Here is a 26,233-nt window from a genome sequence, read left to right on the forward strand (position 1 = left end):
TCAGACGACATCAACGTATCTGACATGCCGCTTTCGCGAGCAAGCCCGCTCCCACAGGGTATGACGTGGTCTCAGACCAACTCACCACACAAATCGAGCTCGACCAGGCGTCGTACTTCAGCTGTCTCAAGGCCTGCACCGAGCAATCCGTTCAACTTGCCGAACGCTGCTTCGCGGGTCATGCCGCCCCCGGACAACACGCCGACACCGCGCAAGCGGCTGCCCGCTTCGTAGACATCCAGCTCCACACCGCCTTCATGGCATTGCGTCACGGCAACCACGACCACGCCGCTGTCCCGCGCCCGGCCGAGGCTGGCGAGGAACTCCGGATTGTCGCTCGGCCCGGTGCCGCTGCCGTAGCACTCCAGCACCAGACCCTGAATGCCGCTGTCGAGCAGGCCGTCGATGATCTCGGCGCCGATGCCCGGGAACAGCGGCAACACGGCAACTTTGGCCAGTTGCTTTGGTTGGTTGTAGTTCAGCGTGGCTGGCAGCGAGGTGGCTTTCACGCCGCCGCCCTGACGCTCCAGGCGTTTGAACGGATGACGGCCGAAGCTGCGCACTTTCGCGCAGCGGGTCGGGGTCAGCAGTTCGCCGTGGAAATACAGATGCACGCCCGGCGCCAGGCCGTGGCCGAGGGCGACCAGTGCGCCGCTGAGGTTTTCCCAGGCGTCACTGTCGGTGACGCCGGCCGGCAGCATCGAGCCGGTGAAGCACACGCGGGCATGCAGGCCGAGCAACTGGAAGCTCATGGCGGCGGCGCTGTAGGCCAGGGTGTCGGTGCCGTGCAGGATCAACACGCTGTCGCAGCCTCGCACATCGACGGCGTCGACCACCGCTTCACGCAATTGCTGCCAGTAGGCCGGGGTCATGTTGGCGCTGTCGATCAGCGGCGACATCTCGCGAAAGCGCCACTGCGGCATCACCAGCTCCGGCTGGCTGTGCAGGTAATCGCGCATCCGCGCTTCGAAACCGGAAGCGGGAGCCAGGCCATTGGCGCTGGCCTGCATGCCGATGGTGCCACCGGTGTACAGCACCATCACGTGCTGGGCGGCAGGGTAGGTCGAGGAATTCATGGGGAGTTCTCCTGAACGAGGACAGCATGCGGTCGAGCATGACGCCGACCGCTGCTTGTGTCACGCCGGGCGCAGGATCTGCGCCCGGTTTTTACCCGATCAGCGTTGCGCTGCCGGGATGCCTTGCGGCTGAGCGTTGGCCTGAGTGTCGGCCGACGGATTGGCAGGCCAGGCCTTCAGGTCCAGATCCAGGTCGCTGAACTTGCTGGAGTCGAACACCGGCTGGTCGACGCCGGCGCGGCGCTGCGCATCGTAGTCGCGCATCACGCGCATGCCGACCTTGAACAGCAGGGCCAGGGCCATCAGGTTGACGAAGGCCAGGCAGGTCATGGTGATGTCGGCGAAGGCGAATACGGTCGACAGGTCTTGCATCGAACCCCAGACCACCAGCGCCAGTACCAGGGCGCGGAAGGTCATCAGCGCAGCACGGTTGCGAGTGAGGAACTGCAGGCTGTTTTCGCCCAGGTAGTAGTTGTAGAGGATGCAAGTGAAGACGAACAGCGACAGCGCGACGCTGACGAACATGCGGCCCCAGTCACCCACCACGGCGGCCAGCGAGTTCTGGGTCAGGACGATGCCGTCACCTTCGAAGCCCGGGGTGTAGAAGCCCGACAGCAGGATCAGCAGCGCGGTGCAGGTGCAGATCACGAAGGTGTCGAGGAACACGCTGAACGCCTGAACCACGCCTTGAGCGCCCGGGTGCTTCACGGCGGCCACGGCGGCGACGTTCGGCGCACTGCCCAGGCCCGCTTCGTTGGCAAACACGCCACGCTTCACGCCCATGACAATCGCGCTGCCGAGCAGACCGCCGAAGGCCGGGTCGAGACCGAAGGCGCTTTTGAAGATGGTGACCAGCATGGCGGGCACGTGTTCGATCTGGGTGCCGATCACGTACAGGGTCACGCCGATGTAGGCCAGGGTCTTGATCGGCACCAGCAGGTCGGACACCGAAGCGATGCGCTTGATGCCGCCGATGAAGGTAATGGCCAGCAGCACTGCCAGGACGATACCGGTGTGTTGCGGATCAAAGGCAAAGGCGTTTTGCAGCGAGTGGGTCACGGTGTAGGACTGCAGGCCGATGAAGGCGAAGCCGTAGGTGACCAGCAGCAGGATCGAGAACACCACCGCCATGCCTTTGAGCTTCAGGCCGTGCTGGATGTAGTAAGCCGGACCGCCACGGTACAGGCCGTCGCCATCGGCGCGCTTGTAGACCTGGGCCAGCGTACATTCGAAGAAGCTGCTGGACATGCCGACCAGAGCGGTCACCCACATCCAGAACACCGCGCCCGGACCACCCAGGGTCACGGCGATGCCGACACCGGCGATGTTGCCTGCACCGACGCGGCCGGCGAGGCTGAGCATCAGGGCCTGGAACGAGCTGAGTTGCCCGGCGCTGCCTTTGAGGCTGTCGCGGAACACCGCGAACATGTGGAAGAAGTGGCGCAATTGAACGAAACGCGAGCGAATCGTGAAGTAGCTACCGAGCCCGACAATGAGCACGATCAGTACTTTCCCTGAGAGGAAGTCGTTGATGACTTCGAGCATGGATTTTTCCTCGCTGTTTATTGTTTAAGCAAATGCTGGATGGTCAGAAACATCGCGTTACACCGGTGTGCGTGCGGCACAACGGGCGAGGCGAGGGTTTCGTCCCGGATCCATATCGCGGGTTTGTTATTAGTTCGGGTTTCGCATGGGTTATGGCCTCGTTACCGACGACCGCTCACGCGAAGAGGGGCGGCACTATACCGATCAGTGCGGCGCCCGTCTGCACGGTTGTGGTGCAAGCGACGAAACGAAGCTTTGAAACACCCGACGTTACCGGCGTCGGGCTTGTCTGGGAGCCGGTTTGCAGCCAGCTTCCATACATACGGTTCTCAGGTTCAAACAGTTAAAAAAAAGGGCTCGGGGAATGCTCCCCAAGCCCTCAAAAGGTGAGAGGTGTCTAGTCCCTCGACCTGGTGAGCGGTGCTACACGTCACGCGTCGGCTCAGGCTTTGAGCGGAACCAGACGCGGAGCAATCATGTTTTCCGGGCGCAGGATGTCGGCGAGCATGGCTTCGTCGAGCAGACCTTCTTCGCGCACCAGTTCCAGCACGCCGCGGCCGCTTTCAAGGGCGATACGGGCGATGCGGGTGGCGTTTTTGTAGCCGATGTACGGGTTCAGTGCGGTGACCAGACCGATCGAGTGTTCGACCAGTTCGCGGCAGCGCGCTTCGTTGGCGGTGATGCCGACGATGCAGTGCTCGCGCAGCATGTCCATGGCGCGTTGCAGCAGGCGGATCGAGTCGAGGATCTTGAAGGCGATCAGCGGCTCCATCACGTTCAGTTGCAGTTGGCCGCCTTCGGCTGCCATGGTCAGCGCCAGATCGTTACCGATGACCTGGAATGCCACCTGGTTCACGGCTTCCGGGATTACCGGGTTGACCTTGCCTGGCATGATCGAGCTGCCTGGCTGACGCGCCGGCAGGTTGATTTCGTTGATGCCGGTGCGCGGGCCGCTGGACAGCAGGCGCAGGTCGTTGCAGATCTTCGACAGTTTGACCGCGGTGCGCTTGAGCATGCCGGAGAACAGCACGAAGGCGCCCATGTCGGAAGTGGCTTCAATCAGGTCGGCGGCTGGAACCAGCGGTTGACCGCTGATCAGCGCCAGACGCTGTACGGCCAGGGCCTGGTAGCGCGGGTCGGCGTTGATGCCGGTGCCGATCGCGGTACCGCCCAGGTTCACTTCGGTCAGCAGTTCCGGGGCCAGCGTCTTCAGACGGGCCAGGTCTTCGCCCATGGTGGTGGCGAAAGCACGGAATTCCTGACCCAGGGTCATCGGTACGGCGTCTTGCAGCTGAGTACGGCCCATCTTCAGGACGTGATTGAATTCTTCACCCTTGGCCGCGAACGCCTGAATCAGGCTGTCGAGGCTGGCCAGCAGCGCGTCGTGACCCAGAAGCAGACCCAGACGGATCGCGGTCGGATAGGCGTCGTTGGTCGACTGCGCCATGTTCACGTCGTCGTTCGGGTGCAGGTACTGGTATTCGCCTTTCTGGTGACCCATCGCTTCCAGCGCGATGTTGGCGATCACTTCGTTGGCGTTCATGTTGGTGGAGGTACCGGCGCCACCTTGAATCATGTCGACCACGAACTCTTCGTGGAAATCGCCGCGGATCAGACGGGCACAGGCTTCGCTGATGGCAGCGTGCTTGGCTTCGCTCAGGTGACCCAGCTCGCGGTTGGCGTCAGCGGCAGCCTGTTTGACCATCGCCAGACCGACAACCAGCTTCGGGTAGTGCGAAATCGGAACGCCCGAGAGACGGAAGTTGTTCACCGCTCGCAGGGTCTGGATGCCGTAATACGCTTGAGCAGGGACTTCGAGGGTGCCAAGCAGGTCGTTTTCTGTGCGGAATGATGCAGCGGAGGACATGATAGAAATCATCTCGATATGGACCCGGTCTGTGCCGGAACGCTGCGAATGCTAGGCTTGTGGGAATTTTTGGGCCAATGCTGTTAAACACTGCCCTATGCACATTCGGCATAATGCCCGTGTGACGCCGCGTGCGCGGCAGACGTGTGACCTGTTTTGGTGCGTGTCCGGGAGGACGTGATGAATCTGGAAAGCAAATGGCTCGAGGACTTCAGTGCTCTGGCTGCCACCCGCAGCTTCTCGCAGGCGGCCGAACGGCGCTTCGTGACCCAGCCGGCGTTCAGTCGGCGGATCCGCAGCCTGGAAGCGGCTCTCGGACTGACGCTGGTCAACCGCTCGCGTACGCCGATCGAGCTGACGGCGGCGGGACAACTGTTCCTGGTGACCGCGCGCACCGTGGTCGAACAGCTCGGTGAGGTGTTGCGCCATTTGCATCACCTCGAAGGTGGGCAAGGCGAAGTGATCCAGGTCGCAGCGGCGCATTCGTTGGCGCTCGGATTCTTCCCGCGCTGGATCGCTCAACTGCGCAACGAAGGCCTGAACATTGCCACGCGGCTGGTAGCGACCAACGTCGGTGACGCGGTTCACGCGCTGCGGGAAGGTGGTTGCGATCTGATGCTGGCGTTCTATGACCCGGACGCCGCCATGCAGATGGACCCGGAAATCTTCCCGTCGCTGCACCTGGGCCAGACCGAAATGCTCCCGGTGTGCGCGGCGGATGCCGACGGCAAACCGATGTTCGATCTGGAAGGCGAGGGCAGTGTGCCGCTGCTGGCGTACAGCGCCGGGGCCTTCCTCGGGCGTTCGGTGAATGGCTTGCTGCGCCAGCGTCAGCTGCGTTTCACCACGATCTATGAAACCGCCATGGCCGACAGTCTGAAAAGCATGGCGCTGGAGGGCCTCGGTATCGCCTGGGTTCCGCAACTGAGCGTACGAGCCGAACTGGCCCGTGGCGAACTGGTGGTCTGCGGCGGCGCGCAATGGCATGTGCCGCTGGAGATCCGCCTGTACCGCTGCGCGCTGGTGCGCAAGGCCAATGTGCGGTTGTTGTGGCGCAAGCTGGAAGGCGGTGCAGCGAGTGGCAATAACTGAATGAAAGCAGAGGCGAATGTTGTTTTTCGCCTCTGCCAAGCCGGGTGAGCTTTATTAAAATACGAGAGCTCGTGGGATGCGGCAGGTTTGCATCAGTTCAATCGTCGTCCCAGTCGTCTTGGGGGCGCGGCACGGCCCGCTGTGCAATCGGTTTGTCCAGGTAATTGCGAATGTTCTCTCTGTTTTTATCACTGAAGCGGTTGGCATTGCTTCGAAGTGGTGAGAAATCATCATCACTCATGATTGTTTCGCTCCACCAGCCGTTGTACAGGGTTTCGCTGTCTTCATGAGTCGCGCCGAACATGTGGCCTGCTTCGTGAGCAGGAACCATGTCGCTTCTTATCGAGGATATACCCGCGTAACCCTTGCTTTGTGCAATTCCCATTGTGCTCGGGTTTATATTGTCGCGGGTCAGTAATAGATACTTGTTGAATCTTGTGTGCGAGTCTTGCAGGAGCACGGAGCCGAAATGGCTTCTTAGTTTTTCTGCCCAAGCGTCCAAAGAACTGGCGGCAGATATTTTTTTATAATCAAAACCACTCAAGGTTTCTGCTTCTGACGGGGTGAACATATTGACTGATAGCTTGCGGCCAGAAAGTTTCTGGATTTCGTCGGTAAACCAGGAAAAATGAGTGTTGTACAAGTCTCGTCTGCTGTCGTCCGATAAGTCCTCATGGATGAAGACATTCAGTGTTAAGGGCTGTTTGGCCATGTTCCGTTCCTTGGATGATTGCAATTTACTTGATAGTGACGGGCAGGCCTGATGGTGCCGACTGTCCTGCCGTTGTGATTTTGGAAGTGCTTTTAATATGGATTTGTTGCTGTGCAATATAAGTTTTTGTTTTTGGTGGGCTCTCTGTTTTTTTGTTTCATGCTTGGTTGTATATCATTTAAATTTTATTGTGGCTCTTGGGAATATTTTGATTTTTATTACATGAACTCATGCGGAAATTTGAGTGCGCTCTCCATTCGACCTGTTGATCATGTTTCCCGTGGGAAAAAACGAAGCAGTATTCTTGAACCTCGAGTCAGCAAAATGTGTGGTTAGGTTCAGATGACAGATGGTCGCGACGGGGGCTGTTTATTGCTTTCTTTGCGGTATACTGCGCGGCCTTCGGCCGGTTCGTCCGGCCATTTTTCCTACAACAAGCCACGCATTCTGCGTGGCTTGTTGTTTTTGACGCGCCTGCGGGCGCCCAGAGAGAAGAGGCGCGACGATGAGTGCACTGGTTGGCGTGATCATGGGCTCCAAGTCCGATTGGTCCACCCTTAGCCACACCGCCGATATGCTGGAAAAGCTCGGCATCCCGTACGAGGTCAAGGTGGTTTCCGCCCACCGCACCCCGGATCTGCTGTTCCAGTACGCCGAAGAGGCTGAGGGCCGTGGCATCGAGGTGATCATCGCCGGTGCCGGTGGCGCAGCCCACCTGCCAGGCATGTGTGCGGCCAAGACCCACCTGCCGGTGCTGGGCGTTCCGGTGCAGTCGGCGATGCTCTCGGGCGTCGACTCGCTGCTGTCGATCGTGCAGATGCCGGCCGGTATTCCGGTCGCCACTCTGGCCATCGGCAAGGCCGGCGCGATCAACGCAGCCCTGCTGTCGGCGAGCATCCTGGGCGCCAAGCATCCACAATTCCACGCGGTACTGAAAACCTTCCGTGCCGAGCAGACAGACAGCGTCCTGGACAATCCAGACCCACGTATTGCCTGAGGTTGTTGAGATGAAGATCGGTGTAATCGGTGGCGGCCAGTTGGGTCGCATGTTGGCTCTGGCGGGCACTCCGCTGGGCATGAACTTCGCTTTCCTCGACCCTGCGCCGGACGCGTGCGCCGCTGCGCTGGGCGAACACCTGCGGGCCGATTACGGCGATCAGGATCATCTGCGCCAGTTGGCCGATGAAGTCGACCTGGTGACCTTCGAGTTCGAAAGCGTTCCGGCTGAAACCGTGGCGTTCCTTTCGCAATTCGTGCCGGTCTACCCGAGCGCCGAAGCCCTGCGCATCGCTCGCGACCGCTGGTTCGAAAAGAGCATGTTCAAGGACCTGGGGATTCCGACCCCGGCGTTCGCCGACATCCAGTCGCAAGCCGACCTGGACGCCGCCGTCGCGTCGATCGGCCTGCCGGCCGTGCTGAAAACCCGCACTCTGGGTTACGACGGCAAGGGTCAGAAAGTCCTGCGCAAGCCGGAAGACGTGGTCGGTACCTTCGCCGAACTGGGCAGCGTGCCTTGCCTGCTGGAAGGCTTCGTGCCATTCACCGGCGAAGTGTCGCTGATCGCCGTGCGCGCCCGCGATGGCGAGACGAAATTCTATCCACTGGTGCACAACACCCACGACAGCGGCATCCTCAAGCTGTCGGTCGCCAGCTCCGATCACCCGCTCCAGGCCCTGGCCGAAGATTATTCCAGCCGCGTGCTCAAGCAGCTGGATTATGTCGGTGTGATGGCGTTCGAGTTCTTTGAAGTCGACGGCGGCCTCAAGGCCAACGAAATCGCACCGCGCGTGCACAACTCCGGGCACTGGACCACCGAAGGCGCCGAGTGCAGCCAGTTCGAAAACCACCTGCGGGCCGTCGCCGGTCTGCCGCTGGGTTCGACCGCCAAGGTCGGCGAGAGCGCGATGCTCAACTTCATCGGCGTTGTTCCGCCGGTTGAAAAAGTCATCGCCATCGACGATTGCCACCTGCATCACTACGGCAAGGCCTTCAAGGCCGGGCGCAAGGTCGGTCACGCCAACCTGCGCTGCAAGGACAAGGCAACTCTCGAGCAACAGATCCTCAAGGTCGAAGCGCTGATCGCCGAGTAACGACAGTTTCATCTGGCAGCGGCGGAACCATTAAGGGGCCGCCGTTCTCTGATGGCAGGATGCGAAAGTCTGGCTAGGCTTCATCGCATATCTACCATTCAGAGGGAAATGCCATGGGAATTATCGGAACCATCTTTATCGGCCTCATCGTCGGCCTGCTGGCGCGGTTCCTGAAACCGGGCGATGACAGCATGGGCTGGATCATGACCATCCTGCTCGGTATCGGCGGTTCGCTGGCAGCCACCTACGGCGGCCAGGCCCTGGGCATCTATCAGGCCGGTCAGGGCGCAGGTTTCATCGGCGCACTGGTCGGCGCGATCGTGCTGCTGGTGATCTACGGCCTGATCAAAAAGAACTGATCCAAAGCGACAAAGCCCTCTCTGCCAATCCGGCGGGGAGGGCTAGAATGCTCGGCGATTCAGCGTTCCCTCCCTATTCGAGCATCCTTTACCGAGCACTTTCATGCGCCGTCTTCTGTTGACTCTCCTTTTGCTGGGCAGTGGTCTGGCCCACGCCGGCGAACTGCCGGAAACCGACTGGCTGGAACTGATGCCCAAGTCGGACCAGAAAGCCCTTGAGGCCATGCCTGAAATCGACCACAACTCTCCGGAAGCCACCGGCACCTTCACCCAGAAAGGTGGGATGAAGCAGGCCAAAGGTTTGCCGGCGGTGATGTATTCGACCAAGACCGTGGCGTCGATGAACGACAAACACATCCGCATCGGTGGTTATCCGGTGCCGCTGGAATCCGACGCCAAGGGTCGCAGCACGCTGTTCTTCCTCGTGCCGTATCCGGGCGCGTGCATCCACGTGCCGCCACCGCCACCGAATCAACTGGTGCTGGTGCGCTATCCAAAGGGCTTGAAGCTGGATGACATCTACACACCGCTGTGGGTGACCGGCACGCTGAAGATCGAAAAGGTCAGCAATGATCTGGCCGATGCGGCGTACGCGCTGGAAGCGGACAAGGTGCGGGTGGTGCAGGAATCTGATCTGTAATACACAGCCGCAAACGAAAATCGCAGCCCCGGGGCTGCGATTTTTGTTTTCAGAGTGGCTGGCTGCCGATGCGGACACCCATCGTGTGACTAGCGCCCGGTGCCAGTGTCACGACATCGTCTATCACGTTCGCCGTCTCGATGCACAGCATGCGCTGCCAGCCGTCGTTGTCCATGTCGCTGAGCGCCGCTGCGCGGTCGATCCACGGGTTCCAGATCACCGCTGTGCGCGAGCCGGTAGCCGTCAGCACAATGCGCCGCTCCCAGGCCGGGTCGACGATGCTCAGTTGCGGCGGGGCGTCGAGATAGATGCGGTCGGTTTCGCCGGCAAAGTGCAGGTCGCCTTGCTGGGTGCAGGTCTTCCAGTCGTCGAGGGTCTCGATGTAGTTCAAGCCATCGACGCCGGCGACGCGCACGTTGCGCACGTCGCTGACGGAAAAATACGTGTGCAACGCCTGACTGAGGCTGACGGTGTCGTTGCCACGGTTGTGGCTGGTCAGGCTGAACTGCAATTGCTCGGACAAGTGCAGGGTCAGGGTCAGATCGACCTGATGCGGCCAGCCCGGCAGTCCGCCTTCGGGACGGGGCAGCCTGAATTCGACCTTGACGCCGTCAGCCTCTGATTCGATGCCGCCCAGCTCCCAATCCATTGCCCGCACCAGGCCGTGCGCGGGGGCTGGTTGCGCACCTGTGTACATGGCCTGCACGCTCTGCGGGTTGCGTTCGAACTTGCCGAACCACGGCCAGCACACCGGCACACCGGCGCGGATGCTTTTGCCGGTCTGGAACACGGCCTTGTCGTTGAGCCAGATGATCGGCGGCTGGCCATCGATCTGATAACTGAGAATGTGCGCACCTTGCTGGGCCACCAGCACTTCGGCCTGACCGTGGCGGATGCGCCAGCAGTTCAGTTCATCCAGTTTCACGGCTTCAACGTTGGGCGTGTTCATGGGGCAACTCTCGATCAGCAACTTGGACGACTATCGACCGTGAAACGGTCGCGAGGTTTAACGTGCGCGTGGCGGAACCGAGCGGGTGCGACCGCTGCCATCGATGGCGACGAACACAAACACCGCTTCAGTCACCTTGCGCCACTCGCTGGACAGCGGGTCGTCGCTCCACACCTCGACCATCATCTGGATCGAGCTGCGGCCGATTTCCAGGGTCTGGGTATAAAAGGACAATTGCGCGCCGACGGCCACCGGGACCAGAAACGCCATGCGATCAATGGCAACGGTCGCGACACGGCCACCGGCAACACGGCTGGCCATGGCCGTGCCGGCCAGGTCCATCTGTGCCACCAGCCATCCGCCGAAAATATCGCCGAAGCCGTTGGTTTCGCGGGGAAGCGCGGTGATTTGCAAAGCCAGGTCGCCTTGCGGGATCGGATCTTCTTGTTCTAGCTCTATCATGCCGGGGGGGCCTCTGACCCGTGACTCTTCGTGGGTGCTGCTGGTGGTAGCCGTCTTCGGGAAAAACGATTCAGCACCGAACATACTACGTTCGTCACGTTTTCCATCAGGCGCCTAAGGAGAAACTCTGCGAAACCGGCTAATCCCGAGCAAAGGTCGGGCCAACGACGTTTTCGCACAGCAACCCCCTACAAACCGGAGCAAGGTTGCGAGTATATCGGTCGGTAGACTCCGCGACGACCGTCCGGTTCTCATTTCGACCGGCAAATACGCGCCTCTATGTGCTTTTTCGAACAATTTGCTATGGTGCCGAACCTGCCCGAGCCACAGCCAGCGTTGTTGTGGCGGCAGATCCGACTATAAGAGAAGACCTTGCCATGACCACAGCGCCCTCGAGCCTCGCGCAGCCCGACCAACCCGCACGACCGTTGACCCGCAATGACTACAAGACTCTGTCGCTATCGGCCCTGGGGGGCGCGCTGGAGTTCTACGATTTCATCATTTTCGTGTTCTTTGCCACCGTGGTCGGCAAATTGTTCTTCCCGGCCGACATGCCTGAGTGGCTGCGCCTGATGCAGACCTTCGGCATCTTTGCCGCCGGTTACCTGGCGCGGCCGCTGGGCGGAATCGTGATGGCGCACTTCGGCGACCTGCTGGGGCGCAAGAAGATGTTCACCCTGAGCATTTTCATGATGGCGGTGCCGACCCTGATCATGGGCCTGCTGCCGACCTACGCGCAGATCGGCATGTGGGCGCCGATTCTGCTGCTGTTGATGCGCGTCATTCAGGGCGCGGCGATTGGCGGCGAAGTGCCGGGGGCGTGGGTCTTCGTTTCCGAACACGTGCCCGGCAAGCACATCGGCTACGCCTGCGGCACCCTGACCAGCGGCCTGACGGCGGGCATCCTGCTCGGCTCGCTGGTCGCTACTGCGATCAACAGTATCTATACGCCTGTGGAAGTTGCGGATTACGCCTGGCGGATCCCGTTCCTGCTCGGCGGCGTGTTCGGTCTGTTCTCGGTCTACCTGCGTCGCTGGCTGCACGAGACCCCGGTGTTCGCCGAGCTGCAACTGCGTAAGGCGCTGGCCGAGGAGGTGCCGCTGCGCGCGGTGCTGCGTGACCACCGCGGGGCGATCGCGGTGTCGATGCTGCTGACCTGGTTGCTGTCCGCCGGCATCGTCGTGGTGATCCTGATGACCCCGACCGTGCTGCAGACGGTCTATCACTTCTCGCCGACCACCGCGCTGCAATCCAACAGCCTGGCAATCGTGTTCCTGAGCTTTGGTTGCATCATTTCCGGCGCGCTGGCGGATCGCTTTGGTGCCGGTCGCGTGTTTGTATTCGGTTGCCTGGGCTTGCTGGCCAGTTCCTGGACGTTCTATCACAGCCTCGCTGATCACCCGAACTGGCTGTTCCCGCTGTACGCGCTGACCGGTTTCCTGGTCGGCACCATTGGCGCGGTGCCATATGTGATGGTCAAGGCGTTTCCGCCGGTGGTGCGCTTCAGCGGTCTGTCCTTCTCTTATAACGTCGCTTACGCGATCTTCGGCGGCCTGACCCCGATGGTGGTCAGCCTGCTGCTGAAAGAAAGCGCGATGGGGCCTGCCTACTATGTGGCGGTGCTGTGCGGGATGGGGATCCTGGTCGGTGCGTGGTTGTGGAGCAAAGGTCGCTGATTCAGTTTCAGAACTCAGGGCTTTCGCCAGCGCGAAAGCCTTGTTTCACACTCGCCAACCGGCAGGCGAGCACCGTGTTCGAGCATGTGAGCCAAAGCATTTGCGGCTTCTGTTTCGTCGATGACTTGGTGCTCTACCATTAAATCGAGCAGCCATAGCGCGCCGTGTACCTGTAGCCCATCTCTTTGGGCCTGACGGCGCAACCTGCCATCTCCAGTGAGTAAAGGACGGCCCGTTTCCTGCGCAAGCAGGTAGCAGGAGACGTCGGCTAAAGAGCTGTTGTTGTGCTCGATCCTCAACCCCGACAATCGTATTACACCTGCCTCATCGAACGACTCGACAATCAACCCTCTATCGAGCAGTTCGTCGTGTGAAAAGTCGTCGAGTTCGTACATTACAAAGTCAGTGCAACACAGCGTAAACGGCAAGCTGAACATCTGCTCCAGTAATCCGGCATTTCTGAAGTCGATCCAGATATTCGTATCACTGATATAGATCAGATTCATGCACTCTCCAGTGAGCCCAAGAAATTGGGATCAAGTGCGCTCACTGGTTTGCGCAGGAGTTCAGCAGCCCGCGACTTGGTGATCAATCCTTCCGCCAATCCCCAGAACACCAGTGAATCAAAGCGCTGGGGTGGTTTGCACGGCATAGGTTCAGGCTCAGCTTTGCGCCAGCCGTTGGCACTGAATTGAATAGTGAGGGATTTGTAGCCACTTTCGCTAAGTAGCTTCAAATCCTTCAGTCGTCTCAACGCAGCGTGCATTGATATTCCGTATTGGCGTTTGGCGATGAGTAGCTCTCGTGGGTGCACTCTGGAACGGGGATGGCTGCCGAAATCGCCGGTTACGCTTTTGGCGGGATAGAGAAATGCACCGGCAAAACGGTGACAACAGTTTTCTTTGTCTTTCTCCGGCATGTCTTCAGGTAACGCCATAACCCAATGGCCGAGCTCATGAGCAGCCGTAAATCGGATTCGCTCACCTGGACGGTCAGAATTCAAAGCAATCAATACATGGTCGCCGTCACCGGTAGCCGCGCAAGCTCCGTCAAAATCATCTGGGCCGTTGAGCATCGCAACCTTGATGCTGTGCTCTTCCAGTTGCTCAGTCAGATTGGCAATGGGATCGCTACCGATTCCCCAAAATTGGCGCAGCTTCTCGGCTGCGAGCTCAGCCTCTTCCAGGGTCGACACCGGGAGCATCTGCGCGGGGGTGGCAGGGGTGTGGATATCCGCAGGATCGAAGCATTGCTCAAGTGAAATGTAGCGTTCGAGATGTTCCCGAATTTTTTCTTCAACCTGAGCTTGGCGATACTTGGGCATTTTGGCCAGCTTTCGAAACTCAAGAGGTGCCAGCGGAATAACCTCCGCGCGGAAAAAATATTCGGGACTGACCTGAAGTGCCTTGGCCAGTTGCAGCAGGCGAGAAGAGTTTGGAGTGCTCAACCCCTTCTCATATTTGCTTAACGCTTGTTTAGTGATGTCGCCAAGCTGGGCCGCCAGACCCTCTAGGGTGAGGCCTCGTTGCAGGCGGGCGCGGCGAATTCGGTCGTTTATCATGAGTTCCTCTCGTGGTTGACAAGGCTATCTTTTGCATTTGATTTGTCAACCTGCTGCGGAATTCATTTTTTGTGACGCCTCGGATGCTGGCCTTTCATCCAATTGTCATATTTCAGCCATAGAGTGTTCACACGGCCTGCTGATACTTGGCCCCGACTTAACACACCCTATCTGCTAGGAGTAAGGCATGAAACTGAAGCGTTTGATGGCGGCAATGACTTTTGTCGCTGCTGGCGTTGCGACTGCCAACGCGGTTGCCGCTGTTGACCCTGCTATCCCGAGCTACACCAAGACCACTGGTGTGTCGGGCAACCTGTCCAGCGTCGGTTCCGATACCCTGGCCAACCTCATGACCCTCTGGGCTGAGAACTACAAAAAAGAATACCCGAACGTAAACATTCAGATTCAGGCTGCCGGCTCCGCCACTGCGCCACCTGCGCTGACTGAAGGCACCTCCAACTTAGGTCCCATGAGCCGCAAGATGAAGGACACCGAACTGGCGGCCTTCGAACAGAAATACGGCTACAAGCCAACTGCTATCCCGGTTGCCGTGGACGCCCTGGCTGTTTTCGTACACAAGGACAACCCGATCCAGCACCTGACCATGGAACAGGTTGACGCGATCTTCTCGTCCACCCGTCTGTGCGGCGCCAAGACCGACGTTAAAACCTGGGGTGACCTGGGCGTGACCGGCGACCTGGCCAACAAGCCGGTTCAACTGTTCGGCCGTAACTCGGTATCCGGCACCTACGGCTACTTCAAGGAAGAAGCCCTGTGCAAAGGCGACTACAAGCCTAACGTCAACGAACAACCAGGCTCGGCTTCGGTCGTGCAGTCGATCAGCTCCTCGCTGAACGGCATCGGTTACTCGGGCATCGGCTACAAGACCGCCAGCGTGAAAACCGTTGCTCTGTCGAAGAAGGGCAGCACTGACTTCATCGAAGACACCGAAGAAAACGCCCTGAACGGCAAATACCCGCTGTCGCGTTTCCTGTACGTGTACGTCAACAAGGCCCCGAACAAGCCTCTGGCCCCGCTGGAAGCCGAGTTCGTGAAACTGGTTCTGTCGAAACAGGGCCAGGAAGTGGTCGTGAAAGACGGCTACATCCCGCTGCCAGCCAAGGTTGCTGCAAAAGCACTGGCTGACCTGGGTCTGCAGGAAGGCGGCGCTGAAGTCGCAAAAAAGTAACAAACTGAGTCAGGGGTGAACCCCGCCTGACTCCCGTGTGGGGCCCGGCCCGCAAGCGGCCCGGCCCCCACACTCCCCGAATTCTTCTATCCACTGCCAGTGCCCTGCTGGCGGCGGATTTGGTGCGTCACTGCATTGTCATCTTTCTGTCATACAGGATCGCTAGGGTGTGCGCATGAATGATCTGGCCAATTCCAAAATGACTACGAACCCTCCCAAGCGCATTGACTTCAATACGCCTGAGTTGCAACGCAAGCGCCGCATTCGCGCGCTCAAGGATCGCTTCACCCGCTGGTACGTCCTCGTCGGCGGTCTGGCGGTACTGGCAGCCATCACCCTGATCTTCTTCTTCCTCGCCTACGTGGTCGCGCCGCTGTTCAAAGGTGCTGACCTGACTGCGAAAGATGCAATCACCCCGGCCTGGATGCAGGACGCCGGCAAGCCGCTGATGATTTCGCTCGAAGAGCAGAATCAGGTGGCCATGCGCGTTTCCGACAAGGGTCAGGCGCTGTTCTTCGACATCGACAGTGGCGCTGAATTGAAGCGCGTCGATCTGCCCCTGCCGGCAGGCGCCAGTGTGACCTCCATCGGCGAAGACCAGCCGGGCCATCCGCTGGTGGCCGTGGGCCTGTCCAACGGCCAGGCGCTGGTGTTCCGTCACACTTATAAAGTCAGCTACCCGGACGGCAAGAAAACCATCACCCCGGCCATTGAGTACCCGTACGGCGAGACACCGATCGCGCTGAACGAAAGCGGCGGTGCGCTGGAGCATGTCAGCCTCAATGCCACCGATTCGACCCTGATGCTGGTCGGCTCCACCGGTTCGCAACTCAATGTGCTGTCGCTGACCAGCGAAGAAAACATGATGACCGGCGAAGTCACCAACGAGCAGAAGCGTATCGATCTGCCGCAGATGACTGAACCTGTGAAAAACATCTTCGTCGACCCGCGCCAGCAGTGGCTGTACGTGGTCAACGGGCGTGCCCAGGCCGACGTGTTCAGCCTGCGCGACAAGAGCCTCAACGGACGCTACAAGCTGCTGGAAAACGCCGACGCCGAAGTCACCGCCGCCACGCAACTGGTGGGTGGCATCTCGCTGATCGTCGGTGACTCCAAGGGTGGCCTGGCCCAGTGGTTCATGGCCCGCGACACCGACGGCGAACTGCGCCTGAAGCAGATCCGCACCTTCCAGATGGGCACCACGCCGATCGTGGAAATCTCCGCCGAAGAACGTCGCAAGGGCTTCCTGGCCCTGGATGCCAGCGGCAAGCTCGGCGTGTTCCACAGCACCGCGCACCGCACCTTACTGGTCGATCAAGTCGTCGAAGGCCAGGGCCTGTTCGGCCTGTCGCCGCGCGCCAACCGCGTGATCGTCGAAGCCGGCGGCAAGCTGCAACCGCTGCTGCTCGACAACCCGCACCCGGAAGTTTCGTGGAGCGCGCTGTGGAGCAAGGTCTGGTACGAGAACTACGACGAGCCTAAATACGTCTGGCAATCGACTGCGGCCAACACCGATTTCGAACCGAAACTGAGCCTGTCGCCACTGACCTTCGGCACCCTGAAAGCCGCGTTCTACGCGATGCTGCTGGCTGCACCGCTGGCCGTCGCCGCGGCGATTTACACCGCGTACTTCATGGCCCCGGGCATGCGCCGCAAGGTCAAGCCGGTGATCGAGCTGATGGAAGCGATGCCGACGGTGATCCTCGGTTTCTTCGCCGGCCTGTTCCTTGCGCCGTATGTGGAAGGGCACCTGCCGGGCATCTTCAGCCTGCTGATGCTGCTGCCGATCGGCATTCTGATCGCCGGTTTCACTTTCAGTCGTCTGCCTGAGTCGATCCGCCTGAAAGTCCCGGACGGCTGGGAAAGTGCGCTGCTGATCCCGGTGATCCTGTTCGTGGGCTGGCTGTCGCTGTACATGAGCCCGTTTATGGAGAACTGGTTCTTCGGCGGTGACATGCGCATGTGGATCTCCCACGACTTGGGCATCACCTACGACCAGCGCAACGCCCTGGTGGTCGGTCTGGCCATGGGCTTTGCGGTGATTCCGAACATCTACTCGATCGCCGAAGACGCCGTGTTCAGCGTGCCGCGCGGCCTGACCCTGGGCTCGCTGGCCCTCGGTGCCACACCGTGGCAGACCATGACTCGCGTGGTCATCCTGACCGCCAGCCCGGGCATTTTCTCGGCGCTGATGATCGGCATGGGCCGTGCGGTCGGCGAAACCATGATCGTGCTGATGGCCACCGGCAACACCCCGGTCATGGAAATGAACCTGTTCGAAGGCCTGCGCACCCTGGCCGCCAACGTCGCGGTGGAAATGCCGGAGTCGGAAGTCGGCGGCAGCCACTACCGCGTGCTGTTCCTCTCGGCGCTGGTGCTGCTGTTGTTCACCTTCGTCATGAACACCCTCGCGGAACTGATTCGTCAGCGTCTGCGCAAGAAATACTCGTCGCTTTAAGCAAAGGTAGAAGTCTGTGAAACAGAACTCCCTGAAAGGATGGTTCAAGAGCGGCGCCCCCGGCGTCTGGATCAGCGGCGGCGCGGTGTCCATCGCGGTCATCATGACCATTGGCCTGCTGGCGGTGATCGCCGTGCGCGGTATGGGTCACTTCTGGCCGGCGGATCTGATCCACGCCAGCTATGACGTACCGGGCCAGGGCCAGCATCTGGTCGTGGGCGAGGTGGTGCAGAAAGAAGAAGTGCCGCGCGCCCGTCTGAAGAGCGCCGGCCTGCCGGTGCCGGACGAAGGTCCGGAATTCATGACCCGCGAGCTGATCAAGGTCGGTAACCGTGACCTGAACGGCAACGACTTCACCTGGATCGTCGGCGAGTGGCTGACCGACCAGAAGAATCCGCCGGAGCTGATGGCGCTGGAGCGTCGTGAGTGGGGCAACTTCTACGGCTACCTGGTCAACGTCAAACAGGACGGCAAGGTGATCGCCGAAGGCGAAGCGGCCTGGCCTGAGCTGCAAGCGCGGATCGATCGCGTGAACAAACTTGCCGCCCAGCTCAAGACTCTGGAAAAAGTCGATATCGGTGCGATCAACGCCGGCCTCGAGCGCATCCGTCTGCACGGTCGCAAGCTGGAGCTGGAAGGCAAGCTCGACGCCACCGCGCAAGCGGACATGGAATCCGAGCGCGCCGAGCTGAACGCCCGCTATCAGGACATCGAAGCCCGTCTGGCCGACCTGCACGCGCAGTTCAACCGTGACGCCTTGACCGCTCGTGATGCGAACGGCAAGGAAATCGAAATCGGCCTGGGCAAAGTGGTTCACGCCTACCAGCCGAACGCGATGGGTACGTTCACCAAGATCGGTTTCTACTTCAGCAAGGTCTGGGAATTCCTGTCCGACGACCCGCGTGAAGCGAACACCGAAGGCGGGATTTTCCCGGCGATCTTCGGCACCGTGATGATGACTCTGATCATGGCGATGATCGTGACCCCGTTCGGTGTGCTGGCGGCGGTGTACCTGCGTGAATACGCCAAGCAGAACACCCTGACCCGGGTGATCCGGATCGCGGTGAACAACCTGGCGGGTGTTCCGGCGATTGTTTACGGCGTGTTCGGTCTGGGCTTCTTCGTCTACGTGCTGGGTGGTTCGCTCGACCGTCTGTTCTTCCCTGAAGCGCTGCCGGCACCGACCTTCGGTACACCGGGTCTGCTCTGGGCTTCGTTGACCCTGGCACTGCTGGCGGTGCCGGTGGTGATCGTGGCCACCGAAGAAGGTCTGGCGCGTATCCCGCGCACCGTGCGTGAGGGCTCGCTGGCCCTCGGCGCGACCAAGGCTGAAACCCTGTGGAAGATCGTTCTGCCGATGGCCAGTCCGGCCATGATGACCGGCATGATCCTCGCCGTGGCTCGCGCCGCCGGCGAAGTGGCGCCGCTGATGCTGGTGGGTGTGGTGAAACTGGCGCCGTCGCTGCCGGTGGACGGCAACTACCCGTACCTGCACCTGGATCAGAAGATCATGCACCTGGGCTTCCACATCTATGACGTTGGCTTTCAGAGCCCGAACGTCGAGGCCGCGCGGCCGCTGGTGTACGCCACGGCGCTGTTGCTGGTGCTGGTGATCGCCACCCTGAACCTGTCGGCGGTGTACATCCGTAACCACCTGCGCGAGAAGTACAAAGCTCTAGACAGTTAAAACAAATCCTGTGGGAGCTGGCTTGCCAGCGATGCAGGCGACGTGGTGTTTCAGTTACACCGCAGTGATGCCATCGCTGGCAAGCCAGCTCCCACAGGGATCGCGACAAAAACTGAATTTGCGTTACCCGCTGGTTTGGCCAGTGGTTCAACGAACCGAATTTGTTAGCACAGGGGATCTCCCATGCAGCACGAAACACATACCCACGGCATCAACATGTCTGCCCTGGGCCGCGACAAGCAGAGCCTGAACCTCGAGCAGGAAACCGTAGCCATCGAAGTGCCGGGCCTGAGCCTGTACTACGGCGAGAAACAGGCGCTGTTCGATGTCAGCATGAACATCCCGAAACAGCGCGTGACCGCCTTCATCGGCCCGTCCGGCTGCGGCAAGTCCACGCTGCTGCGTACCTTCAACCGCATGAACGATCTGGTGGACGGCTGCCGCGTCGAAGGCGCGATCAACCTGTACGGCAACAACATCTACCGCAAGGGCGAAGACGTGGCCGAGCTGCGTCGCCGGGTCGGCATGGTGTTCCAGAAGCCGAACCCGTTCCCGAAGACCATCTACGAAAACGTGGTCTACGGTCTGCGCATCCAGGGCATCAACAAGAAGCGCATCCTCGACGAAGCCGTCGAGTGGGCGTTGAAAGGCGCGGCCCTGTGGGACGAAGTCAAAGACCGTCTGCATGACTCGGCCCTCGGCCTGTCCGGCGGCCAGCAACAGCGTCTGGTGATCGCCCGTACCATCGCCGTGGAACCGGAAGTGCTGCTGCTCGACGAACCGTGCTCGGCCCTCGACCCGATCTCGACCCTGAAAGTCGAAGAGCTGATCTACGAGCTCAAATCCAAGTTCACCATCGTCATCGTGACCCACAACATGCAGCAGGCGGCGCGGGTGTCCGACTACACGGCGTTCATGTACATGGGCAAACTGGTGGAATTCGGCGACACCGATACCCTGTTCACCAATCCGGCCAAGAAGCAGACCGAAGACTACATCACCGGTCGTTACGGCTGACAGTTGCGGGTTATTCACAGATTTGACGCTGCGGCCCGCCGCACCTTACCGGACGCTCCAAGGACGCCAACATGATTAGTAAAGAAGGCCTTACCCATCACATTTCCGCGCAGTTCAACGCCGAACTGGAAGAAGTGCGCAGCCACCTGCTGGCCATGGGCGGGCTGGTCGAGAAGCAGGTCAACGACGCGGTCACCGCGCTGATCGAGGCCGACTCGGGCCTGGCCCAGCAAGTGCGCGAGATCGACGACCAGATCAACCAGATGGAACGCAACATCGACGAAGAATGCCTGCGCATTCTGGCCCGTCGTCAGCCTGCGGCCTCCGACCTGCGTCTGATCATCAGCATCTCCAAGTCGGTGATCGACCTTGAGCGCATCGGCGACGAAGCGACCAAGATCGCCCGCCGCGCGATTCAGCTGTGCGAAGAAGGCGAAGCGCCGCGCGGTTACGTCGAAGTGCGCCACATCGGTGACCAGGTGCGCAACATGGTGCGCGATGCGCTGGACGCGTTTGCCCGCTTCGACGCCGATCTGGCGTTGTCGGTGGCGCAGTACGACAAGATCATCGACCGCGAATACAAAACCGCTCTGCGCGAACTGGCGACCTACATGATGGAAGACCCGCGCTCTATCTCGCGGGTCTTGAGCATTATCTGGGTGCTGCGTTCGCTGGAGCGGATCGGCGACCACGCCCGCAACATCTCTGAGCTGGTGATCTATCTGGTGCGCGGCACCGATGTGCGCCACATGGGCCTCAAGCGCATGAAGGAAGAAGTTGAAGGGACAAGTGGTGAAACCGCTAATGTTCCGGGCGATGCTGACGATAAGTAAGATTGCCTGAGAAAAGCGCCCGGCCCTTTGGCCGGGCGTTTTTGTTTCTGCTTTTCATAGGCAGAACCGAATTAAAAAGCAGCACCCGCGAACGAAAAGTCCCGGCGTGACTGAAGAGTTTTGGCAATGTGCCATCAGCCAGCGTTATGCTTGCCGGGATTTTAATAGGGGTGTTGGATGAGCAAGATCAGTGTGTTGGTCGTGGACGATGCATCGTTCATTCGTGACCTGGTGAAAAAGTGCCTGCGTAATTACTTCCCGGGGATTCGCACCGAGGACGCCATCAACGGCAAGAAGGCCCAGGCCATGCTGGCCAAGGAAGCCTTCGACCTGGTGCTGTGCGACTGGGAAATGCCGGAAATGTCCGGCCTCGAACTGCTGACCTGGTGCCGTGAGCAGGACAATCTCAAAACCATGCCGTTCATCATGGTTACCAGCCGTGGCGACAAGGAAAACGTCGTGCAGGCGATCCAGGCCGGCGTCACCGGTTACGTCAGCAAACCGTTCACCAACGAGCAACTGCTGACCAAGGTCAAGCAGGCTCTGAACAAGGTCGGCAAGCTCGACACCCTGATGAACAGCGCCCCGACCAAGATGAACTCGGCGTTCGGCAACGACTCCTTGAGCGCGTTGACCGGTGGCAAGGCTGCCGTGGTCGGTTCCGCACCCGCTGCTGCTGCGGCCAACCCGTTTGCCAAGCCTGCCGCTGCGGCCCCGGCACCTGCCGCCGCGCCACAGCGTGGCCTGCTCAACAGCCCGCCGGTGAAAGCCCCGGCAGCCTCCAGCGCTCCGGCCGGTGGTCGCGGTCAGGGCCAACTGCGCTTGCCGAGCGGCACCCAGCAATGCGTGATCAAGGCCCTGAGCATCAAGGAAGCGCTGCTGGTGGTGAAACGCACCGACACCCTGCCGCAGATCCTCGACAGCGCCGTGCTCGATCTGGAGCAGGGCGACAACGCCGAAATCGCCCGCCTCAACGGCTACCTGCACGCCGTCGTCGCCCACGAGCCGAAACCCGACAGCGACTGGCTGCAACTGACCTTCCGCTTCGTCGACCAGGACGCGCAGAAGCTCGACTACATCTCCCGCCTGATCGCCCGCGGCACGGCGCAGAAGCACTTCGTTCCGGGCGCGTAAGCGCAGTTTTACGCTGATCGTTCCCACGCTCCGCGTGGGAGTGCCTCAAGGGACGCTCTGCGTCCTCACGCATGGGACGCAGAGCGTCCCGGGCTGCATCTCCACGCAGAGCGTGGGGACGATCATTCGCGCATTTTTGAAACATCTGTCGACTAGCCTGGTCTGCTTCAGCTGCTAGGCTGATTCCCAGGCCTTACTCGACAGAATTTTTGCCCATGCCCCTGCGCCTGCTGTTTTTCTGTGGTCTGTTCATGGCCTCCACCTCGACTGTGGCCATGACGATCTACAAATCCACCGATGCCAACGGAGTGGTTTCGTACAGCGACCGTCCGAGCAAAGGCTCCCAGGTGTTCGTGTTTCAGGACCGGATGGTCGAGCGCCTCGAGCGCCAGGTCTATCTCGACATCAAGAAGCAGAAGGGCGCGGACGTGGTATTCGTGCGCAACGATCTGTATGCGCCGGTCGAGATTGCCCTGGCGTTTACCGGAATGAGCAATGTACGCGGCGCACCGACGCAAACGATCCGCCGGGTGTTGCCGGCGCGCAGCAATACGCGGCTGGCGCTGCTGACGGCGGTGTCCGGTGGCAAGCCGCTGGTGTACACGCCGCAGTTCCATTATTCCCTCGGTGACCCGGCTGGCGCGGCTCAGGGCTATCGCTATCCGTTTCCGTGGCGTGGCGGGCCGTTTCGCCTCAGCCAGGGCGCCAACGGCGACTACAGCCACTTCGGGCCGAAGAACAAGTACGCGATGGACATCGCCATGCCGGTCGGCACGCCGATCATTGCGGCGCGGGCCGGGGTGGTGGTGAAGACCGAGAATTCCCAGAACGGGCGCGGCACTGATCCGTCCGGCAACTTCGTGCGGATACTGCACGACGACGGCACGATGGGTGTGTACCTGCATCTCAAGCAAGGATCGGTGAGTGTCCGGGAGGGGCAACGGGTTACGGTGGGCAGCCCGCTGGCGCTGTCAGGCAATACCGGCAACAGCAGCGGCCCGCACCTGCACTTCGTGGTGCAGCGCAATACCGGGATGGGGCTGGTGTCGATTCCGTATCAATTCAACCGGCCGCTGGGGGCGTTGCCCAACTTTGCGTTGGGCAAGCAGTAAACCCGTCAGTCGAGCATCAGCACCTTGGCCAGAATGATCTTCGGACCTTTCATCTTCTTGATGATGATCCGCAGACCTTCGACTTCCAGCACTTCTTCCTCTTCCGGCACCCGTTTCAGGGTTTCGTAGATCAGCCCGGCGAGGGTTTCGGCTTCGATGTGATCCAGGTCGATCCCCAGCAGGCGCTCGACCTTGAACAGCGGTGTATCGCCCCGCACCAGCAACTTGCCCGGCTGGTAGGCGAGGATCCCGCGTTCGGCCTTGCGGTGTTCGTCCTGGATATCGCCGACCAGCACTTCCAGCACGTCTTCCATGGTCAGGTAGCCGATGATGTTGCCGTCGGCCTCTTCGACCACCGCGAAGTGCGAGCCGCCCTTGCGGAACTGTTCCAGCAGCTGCGACAACGGCATGTGCCGGGAGACGCGCTCCAGCGGGCGGGTCAGTTCGGCGAGGTTGAACGACTCGGGAATGTGATCCAGCGCTGCCAGTTCCAGCAGCAGGTCCTTGATGTGCAGCAGGCCGACGAACTCCTTGCGCTCGCTGTCGTACACCGGATAACGGCTGAACTTGTGGCGGCGGAACATCGCCAGGATTTCTTTCAGCGGGGCGTTGAACTCGAGGGTGATCAGGTCTTCCCGGGAGTTGGCCCAGTCGACCACTTCCAGTTCGCCCATTTCCACCGCCGAGGCCAGTACGCGCATGCCCTGGTCGCTCGGGTCCTGGCCACGGCTGGAGTGCAGGATCAGTTTCAGTTCTTCGCGGCTGTAATGGTGCTCGTGATGCGGGCCGGGTTCACCTTGCCCCGCGATGCGCAGGATGGTGTTGGCACTGGCATTGAGCAGGTAGATCGCCGGGTACATGGCCCAGTAGAACAGGTACAGCGGCACCGCCGTCCACAGCGACAGCAGCTCGGGTTTGCGGATCGCCCAGGATTTGGGTGCGAGTTCGCCGACCACGATGTGCAGGTACGAAATGATGAAGAACGCGGTGAAGAACGAGATGCCTTTGACGACTTCGGCCGACTGCACGCCGACCGCGCTCAGCAGCGGCTCGAGAATGTGCGCGAACGCCGGCTCGCCGACCCAGCCCAGGCCGAGGGAGGCGAGAGTGATACCGAGCTGGCACGCCGAGAGGTAAGCATCGAGCTGGCTGTGCACCGTGCGCAGGATGTGCCCGCGCCAGCCGTGCTGCTCAGCGATGGCTTCGACCCGGGTCGAGCGCAGTTTGACCATGGCGAACTCCGCCGCAACGAAGAAGCCGTTGAGCAGAACCAGGATCAGAGCGAAAAGAATCATGCCGAAATCGGCGAATATTGTTGCGAGGGACAAGCCAGGGGAAGGGTCCATGATGGAGTTTTGCGGGTTCCGTGTGATTCGAAAGAAAGAAAAATCCGCACCTGAAAGGCAGGCGCAAGTCAGCCAATGTAGCGGCTGACCTGGCGATTGCCTAGTCCGGCATTACTCAGCGGCGCTGATGACCCGTGCCTGAGCGACCTGCGCCGGGGCGAAATGGCAGGTGAACGTGCTGCCATGACCGGGCACGCTGCTGATCTCCATCCGCGCGCGATGGCGCAACAACACGTGTTTGACGATGGCCAGGCCCAGACCCGTGCCGCCGGTGTTGGAGTTGCGGCTGGAGTCGACGCGGTAGAAGCGTTCGGTCAGGCGCGGCAGGTGTTTGCTGTCGATGCCGATTCCGGAATCCTGCACGCTCAGGTGCGCGCCCTGATCGTCGCCCCACCAGCGGATGCGGATATTGCCTTCGGCCGGGGTGTATTTGACGGCGTTGAACACCAGGTTGGAAAACGCACTGCGCAGTTCTGCCTCGCTGCCCTTGAGCAGAATGCTGGTGTCGGCTTCCAGGGTGATTTTCTGATTCTTCGAACCTGACAGCTGCTGGGCGTCGCTCTTGATCGACTGCAGCAGGGTGTCGATGTGCACCGGCTGATTGTCCGACGGGTAATCGGTGGCTTCCAGCTTGGCCAGCAACAGCAAGTCGTTGAGCAGGGTCTGCATGCGCCCACCCTGTTGCTGCATCTGCTGCAGGGCGCGGCTCCAGCGCGGGTTCACTTCCTCGACGTTGTCGAGCAGGGTTTCCAGGTAGCCGCAGATCACCGTCAGCGGGGTGCGCAGCTCATGGGAGACGTTGGCGATGAAGTCTTTGCGCATCTGTTCAAGCTGATGGATGCGGGTGACGTCGCGCACCAGCATCAGGTGTTCGTTGTTGCCGTAGCGCGTGAGGTACAGCTGAATGCGTACGCGATCGTTGGTCGGCGAGGGGATTTCCAGCGGTTCGGCGTAGCTTTCCTGCTCGAAGTATTCCTTGAAACGCGGATGGCGGACCAGGTTGGTCACCGGTTGACCGCTGTCCTGCGGGGTCTTGAGGCCGAGCAGGGTTTCGGCGGCGCGGTTCCACCATTCCAGGTTGCCGTCGCTGTCGAGCATGATCACCGCGTCTTTCAGCGCGGCGGTGGACTCCTGAACGCGGTCGATCACCGCTTGCAGGCGCCCGCGTACGCGTTGGTCGCGGCGTTGCAGGTGGTAGATGCTGTCGAACACCTCGCCCCACAGGCCGTAACCGTCGGGCGGTGCTTCATCGGGTTGGTGCAGGCGCAGCCATTCGTGCAGGCGCAGCAGTTGCTTGAGCGTCCAGGCCAGGTACAGGCCCAGGCCTGCCGCCAGACTCCAGCCGTAATAACCGGTGATCAAACCGATCACCAGGCAGCCGGTGACCAGCAACAGCATGTGGCGAATCAGGGTGCCATGCCAGTTTTG

Annotated in this window: 23 protein-coding genes; 13 read left to right on the plus strand and 10 right to left on the minus strand. The window is 60.6% G+C overall.

The features are described from left to right. Positions 1 to 71: 71 nt before the first annotated feature. The 3 genes from ACTJK7_RS25085 to aspA all read right to left on the minus strand — a co-directional run bounded on the left by ACTJK7_RS25085 (position 72) and on the right by aspA (position 4,488). The gene (locus tag ACTJK7_RS25085) at positions 72 to 1,076 is read right to left on the minus strand and encodes an asparaginase (protein WP_108563587.1); all 1,005 of its coding nucleotides are present in this window, start codon (positions 1,074 to 1,076) and stop codon (positions 72 to 74) included. Positions 1,077 to 1,175: 99 nt separating this feature from the next. Beyond that, positions 1,176 to 2,621, minus strand: a complete 1,446-nt coding sequence (locus tag ACTJK7_RS25090) for an alanine/glycine:cation symporter family protein (RefSeq protein WP_440779399.1) — start codon at positions 2,619 to 2,621, stop codon at positions 1,176 to 1,178. A 442-nt stretch (positions 2,622 to 3,063) separates the two neighbouring features. Beyond that, positions 3,064 to 4,488, minus strand: coding sequence for an aspartate ammonia-lyase (aspA, locus tag ACTJK7_RS25095; protein WP_039765095.1), 1,425 nt, complete (start codon positions 4,486 to 4,488; stop codon positions 3,064 to 3,066). 180 nt (positions 4,489 to 4,668) lie between these two features. Between aspA and ACTJK7_RS25100 the strand changes: the two genes are divergently transcribed. Then, positions 4,669 to 5,580, plus strand: a complete 912-nt coding sequence (locus ACTJK7_RS25100; RefSeq protein ID WP_064379769.1) for a LysR substrate-binding domain-containing protein — start codon at positions 4,669 to 4,671, stop codon at positions 5,578 to 5,580. A gap of 97 nt (positions 5,581 to 5,677) precedes the next feature. Here ACTJK7_RS25100 and ACTJK7_RS25105 read toward each other — a convergent pair whose 3' ends face one another. Then, entirely contained in the window at positions 5,678 to 6,292 is a 615-nt protein-coding gene (locus tag ACTJK7_RS25105) for a hypothetical protein (RefSeq protein ID WP_440779401.1), read from the minus strand. A gap of 505 nt (positions 6,293 to 6,797) precedes the next feature. Here ACTJK7_RS25105 and purE point away from each other — a divergent pair. The 4 genes from purE (at position 6,798) to ACTJK7_RS25125 (ending at position 9,381) form a co-directional block, all read left to right on the plus strand. Then, a complete protein-coding gene (gene purE, locus ACTJK7_RS25110; protein WP_007954291.1) occupies positions 6,798 to 7,289 on the plus strand; it encodes a 5-(carboxyamino)imidazole ribonucleotide mutase in 492 nt (163 codons plus the stop codon). A gap of 10 nt (positions 7,290 to 7,299) precedes the next feature. Then, positions 7,300 to 8,382, plus strand: a complete 1,083-nt coding sequence (locus ACTJK7_RS25115; RefSeq protein WP_011336621.1) for a 5-(carboxyamino)imidazole ribonucleotide synthase — start codon at positions 7,300 to 7,302, stop codon at positions 8,380 to 8,382. Positions 8,383 to 8,495: 113 nt separating this feature from the next. Next, on the plus strand, positions 8,496 to 8,741 hold the full coding sequence (locus tag ACTJK7_RS25120; protein ID WP_003229635.1) for a GlsB/YeaQ/YmgE family stress response membrane protein: 246 nt from the start codon (positions 8,496 to 8,498) through the stop codon (positions 8,739 to 8,741). 103 nt (positions 8,742 to 8,844) lie between these two features. Continuing rightward, a complete protein-coding gene (locus tag ACTJK7_RS25125) occupies positions 8,845 to 9,381 on the plus strand; it encodes a DUF3299 domain-containing protein (RefSeq protein WP_064379774.1) in 537 nt (178 codons plus the stop codon). 49 nt (positions 9,382 to 9,430) lie between these two features. On the opposite strand, the gene ACTJK7_RS25130 is transcribed toward ACTJK7_RS25125, so the two are convergent. Together ACTJK7_RS25130 and ACTJK7_RS25135 are read right to left on the minus strand one after the other, a co-directional pair. Beyond that, positions 9,431 to 10,330, minus strand: coding sequence for a D-hexose-6-phosphate mutarotase (locus ACTJK7_RS25130; RefSeq protein WP_064379776.1), 900 nt, complete (start codon positions 10,328 to 10,330; stop codon positions 9,431 to 9,433). Positions 10,331 to 10,387: 57 nt separating this feature from the next. Next, positions 10,388 to 10,792: an acyl-CoA thioesterase gene (locus ACTJK7_RS25135; protein WP_003229628.1), complete on the minus strand. Its 405-nt coding sequence runs from the start codon at positions 10,790 to 10,792 to the stop codon at positions 10,388 to 10,390. Positions 10,793 to 11,169: 377 nt separating this feature from the next. Between ACTJK7_RS25135 and ACTJK7_RS25140 the strand changes: the two genes are divergently transcribed. Then, positions 11,170 to 12,468: an MFS transporter gene (locus tag ACTJK7_RS25140; protein ID WP_085653931.1), complete on the plus strand. Its 1,299-nt coding sequence runs from the start codon at positions 11,170 to 11,172 to the stop codon at positions 12,466 to 12,468. Positions 12,469 to 12,482: 14 nt separating this feature from the next. Here ACTJK7_RS25140 and ACTJK7_RS25145 read toward each other — a convergent pair whose 3' ends face one another. After that, entirely contained in the window at positions 12,483 to 12,974 is a 492-nt protein-coding gene (locus ACTJK7_RS25145; protein WP_085653932.1) for a nucleotide-binding protein, read from the minus strand. Then, complete coding sequence (locus ACTJK7_RS25150; protein WP_064379779.1) at positions 12,971 to 14,029, minus strand: helix-turn-helix domain-containing protein; 1,059 nt, start codon at positions 14,027 to 14,029, stop codon at positions 12,971 to 12,973. Before ACTJK7_RS25150 ends, ACTJK7_RS25145 begins: the two co-directional genes overlap by 4 nt. Before the next feature lie 187 nt (positions 14,030 to 14,216). On the opposite strand from ACTJK7_RS25150, the gene ACTJK7_RS25155 reads away from it, so the two are divergent. The 7 genes from ACTJK7_RS25155 (at position 14,217) to ACTJK7_RS25185 (ending at position 23,459) form a co-directional block, all read left to right on the plus strand. Further along, positions 14,217 to 15,218, plus strand: coding sequence for a phosphate ABC transporter substrate-binding protein PstS (locus ACTJK7_RS25155; RefSeq protein WP_007954316.1), 1,002 nt, complete (start codon positions 14,217 to 14,219; stop codon positions 15,216 to 15,218). 424 nt (positions 15,219 to 15,642) lie between these two features. Then, positions 15,643 to 17,676, plus strand: coding sequence for an ABC transporter permease subunit (locus ACTJK7_RS25160; protein WP_170928910.1), 2,034 nt, complete (start codon positions 15,643 to 15,645; stop codon positions 17,674 to 17,676). Between the two features lie 16 nt (positions 17,677 to 17,692). Then, the gene (gene pstA / locus ACTJK7_RS25165; protein ID WP_085653933.1) at positions 17,693 to 19,363 is read left to right on the plus strand and encodes a phosphate ABC transporter permease PstA; all 1,671 of its coding nucleotides are present in this window, start codon (positions 17,693 to 17,695) and stop codon (positions 19,361 to 19,363) included. 183 nt (positions 19,364 to 19,546) lie between these two features. Beyond that, entirely contained in the window at positions 19,547 to 20,380 is an 834-nt protein-coding gene (gene pstB, locus ACTJK7_RS25170) for a phosphate ABC transporter ATP-binding protein PstB (RefSeq protein WP_007954333.1), read from the plus strand. A gap of 71 nt (positions 20,381 to 20,451) precedes the next feature. After that, a complete protein-coding gene (phoU, locus tag ACTJK7_RS25175) occupies positions 20,452 to 21,213 on the plus strand; it encodes a phosphate signaling complex protein PhoU (RefSeq protein WP_007954334.1) in 762 nt (253 codons plus the stop codon). 177 nt (positions 21,214 to 21,390) lie between these two features. After that, on the plus strand, positions 21,391 to 22,347 hold the full coding sequence (locus ACTJK7_RS25180; protein WP_011336612.1) for a response regulator: 957 nt from the start codon (positions 21,391 to 21,393) through the stop codon (positions 22,345 to 22,347). 215 nt (positions 22,348 to 22,562) lie between these two features. Continuing rightward, entirely contained in the window at positions 22,563 to 23,459 is an 897-nt protein-coding gene (locus ACTJK7_RS25185) for a peptidoglycan DD-metalloendopeptidase family protein (protein WP_064379787.1), read from the plus strand. A gap of 5 nt (positions 23,460 to 23,464) precedes the next feature. On the opposite strand, the gene ACTJK7_RS25190 is transcribed toward ACTJK7_RS25185, so the two are convergent. Beyond that, positions 23,465 to 24,805, minus strand: a complete 1,341-nt coding sequence (locus ACTJK7_RS25190) for a hemolysin family protein (protein ID WP_007954342.1) — start codon at positions 24,803 to 24,805, stop codon at positions 23,465 to 23,467. Between the two features lie 111 nt (positions 24,806 to 24,916). Continuing rightward, the gene (gene phoR, locus ACTJK7_RS25195; RefSeq protein ID WP_232253752.1) at positions 24,917 to 26,203 is read right to left on the minus strand and encodes a phosphate regulon sensor histidine kinase PhoR; all 1,287 of its coding nucleotides are present in this window, start codon (positions 26,201 to 26,203) and stop codon (positions 24,917 to 24,919) included. Positions 26,204 to 26,233 lie beyond the last annotated feature (30 nt).

This window comes from Pseudomonas sp. 22085 (assembly GCF_052045815.1).
Taxonomy (GTDB): Bacteria; Pseudomonadota; Gammaproteobacteria; order Pseudomonadales; family Pseudomonadaceae; genus Aquipseudomonas; species Aquipseudomonas glycinae.

What these genes read in the sequence shown, in the direction of transcription:
- ACTJK7_RS25085 (WP_108563587.1), bottom strand. Translation starts at nt 1,076, where the DNA reads ATGAATTCCTCGACCTACCCTGCCGCCCAGCACGTGATGGTGCTGTAC.
- ACTJK7_RS25090 (WP_440779399.1), bottom strand. Translation starts at nt 2,621, where the DNA reads ATGCTCGAAGTCATCAACGACTTCCTCTCAGGGAAAGTACTGATCGTG.
- aspA (WP_039765095.1), bottom strand. Translation starts at nt 4,488, where the DNA reads ATGTCCTCCGCTGCATCATTCCGCACAGAAAACGACCTGCTTGGCACC.
- ACTJK7_RS25100 (WP_064379769.1), top strand. Translation starts at nt 4,669, where the DNA reads ATGAATCTGGAAAGCAAATGGCTCGAGGACTTCAGTGCTCTGGCTGCC.
- ACTJK7_RS25105 (WP_440779401.1), bottom strand. Translation starts at nt 6,292, where the DNA reads ATGGCCAAACAGCCCTTAACACTGAATGTCTTCATCCATGAGGACTTA.
- purE (WP_007954291.1), top strand. Translation starts at nt 6,798, where the DNA reads ATGAGTGCACTGGTTGGCGTGATCATGGGCTCCAAGTCCGATTGGTCC.
- ACTJK7_RS25115 (WP_011336621.1), top strand. Translation starts at nt 7,300, where the DNA reads ATGAAGATCGGTGTAATCGGTGGCGGCCAGTTGGGTCGCATGTTGGCT.
- ACTJK7_RS25120 (WP_003229635.1), top strand. Translation starts at nt 8,496, where the DNA reads ATGGGAATTATCGGAACCATCTTTATCGGCCTCATCGTCGGCCTGCTG.
- ACTJK7_RS25125 (WP_064379774.1), top strand. Translation starts at nt 8,845, where the DNA reads ATGCGCCGTCTTCTGTTGACTCTCCTTTTGCTGGGCAGTGGTCTGGCC.
- ACTJK7_RS25130 (WP_064379776.1), bottom strand. Translation starts at nt 10,330, where the DNA reads ATGAACACGCCCAACGTTGAAGCCGTGAAACTGGATGAACTGAACTGC.
- ACTJK7_RS25135 (WP_003229628.1), bottom strand. Translation starts at nt 10,792, where the DNA reads ATGATAGAGCTAGAACAAGAAGATCCGATCCCGCAAGGCGACCTGGCT.
- ACTJK7_RS25140 (WP_085653931.1), top strand. Translation starts at nt 11,170, where the DNA reads ATGACCACAGCGCCCTCGAGCCTCGCGCAGCCCGACCAACCCGCACGA.
- ACTJK7_RS25145 (WP_085653932.1), bottom strand. Translation starts at nt 12,974, where the DNA reads ATGAATCTGATCTATATCAGTGATACGAATATCTGGATCGACTTCAGA.
- ACTJK7_RS25150 (WP_064379779.1), bottom strand. Translation starts at nt 14,029, where the DNA reads ATGATAAACGACCGAATTCGCCGCGCCCGCCTGCAACGAGGCCTCACC.
- ACTJK7_RS25155 (WP_007954316.1), top strand. Translation starts at nt 14,217, where the DNA reads ATGAAACTGAAGCGTTTGATGGCGGCAATGACTTTTGTCGCTGCTGGC.
- ACTJK7_RS25160 (WP_170928910.1), top strand. Translation starts at nt 15,643, where the DNA reads ATGCAGGACGCCGGCAAGCCGCTGATGATTTCGCTCGAAGAGCAGAAT.
- pstB (WP_007954333.1), top strand. Translation starts at nt 19,547, where the DNA reads ATGCAGCACGAAACACATACCCACGGCATCAACATGTCTGCCCTGGGC.
- phoU (WP_007954334.1), top strand. Translation starts at nt 20,452, where the DNA reads ATGATTAGTAAAGAAGGCCTTACCCATCACATTTCCGCGCAGTTCAAC.
- ACTJK7_RS25180 (WP_011336612.1), top strand. Translation starts at nt 21,391, where the DNA reads ATGAGCAAGATCAGTGTGTTGGTCGTGGACGATGCATCGTTCATTCGT.
- ACTJK7_RS25185 (WP_064379787.1), top strand. Translation starts at nt 22,563, where the DNA reads ATGCCCCTGCGCCTGCTGTTTTTCTGTGGTCTGTTCATGGCCTCCACC.
- ACTJK7_RS25190 (WP_007954342.1), bottom strand. Translation starts at nt 24,805, where the DNA reads ATGGACCCTTCCCCTGGCTTGTCCCTCGCAACAATATTCGCCGATTTC.
- phoR (WP_232253752.1), bottom strand. Translation starts at nt 26,203, where the DNA reads ATGCTGTTGCTGGTCACCGGCTGCCTGGTGATCGGTTTGATCACCGGT.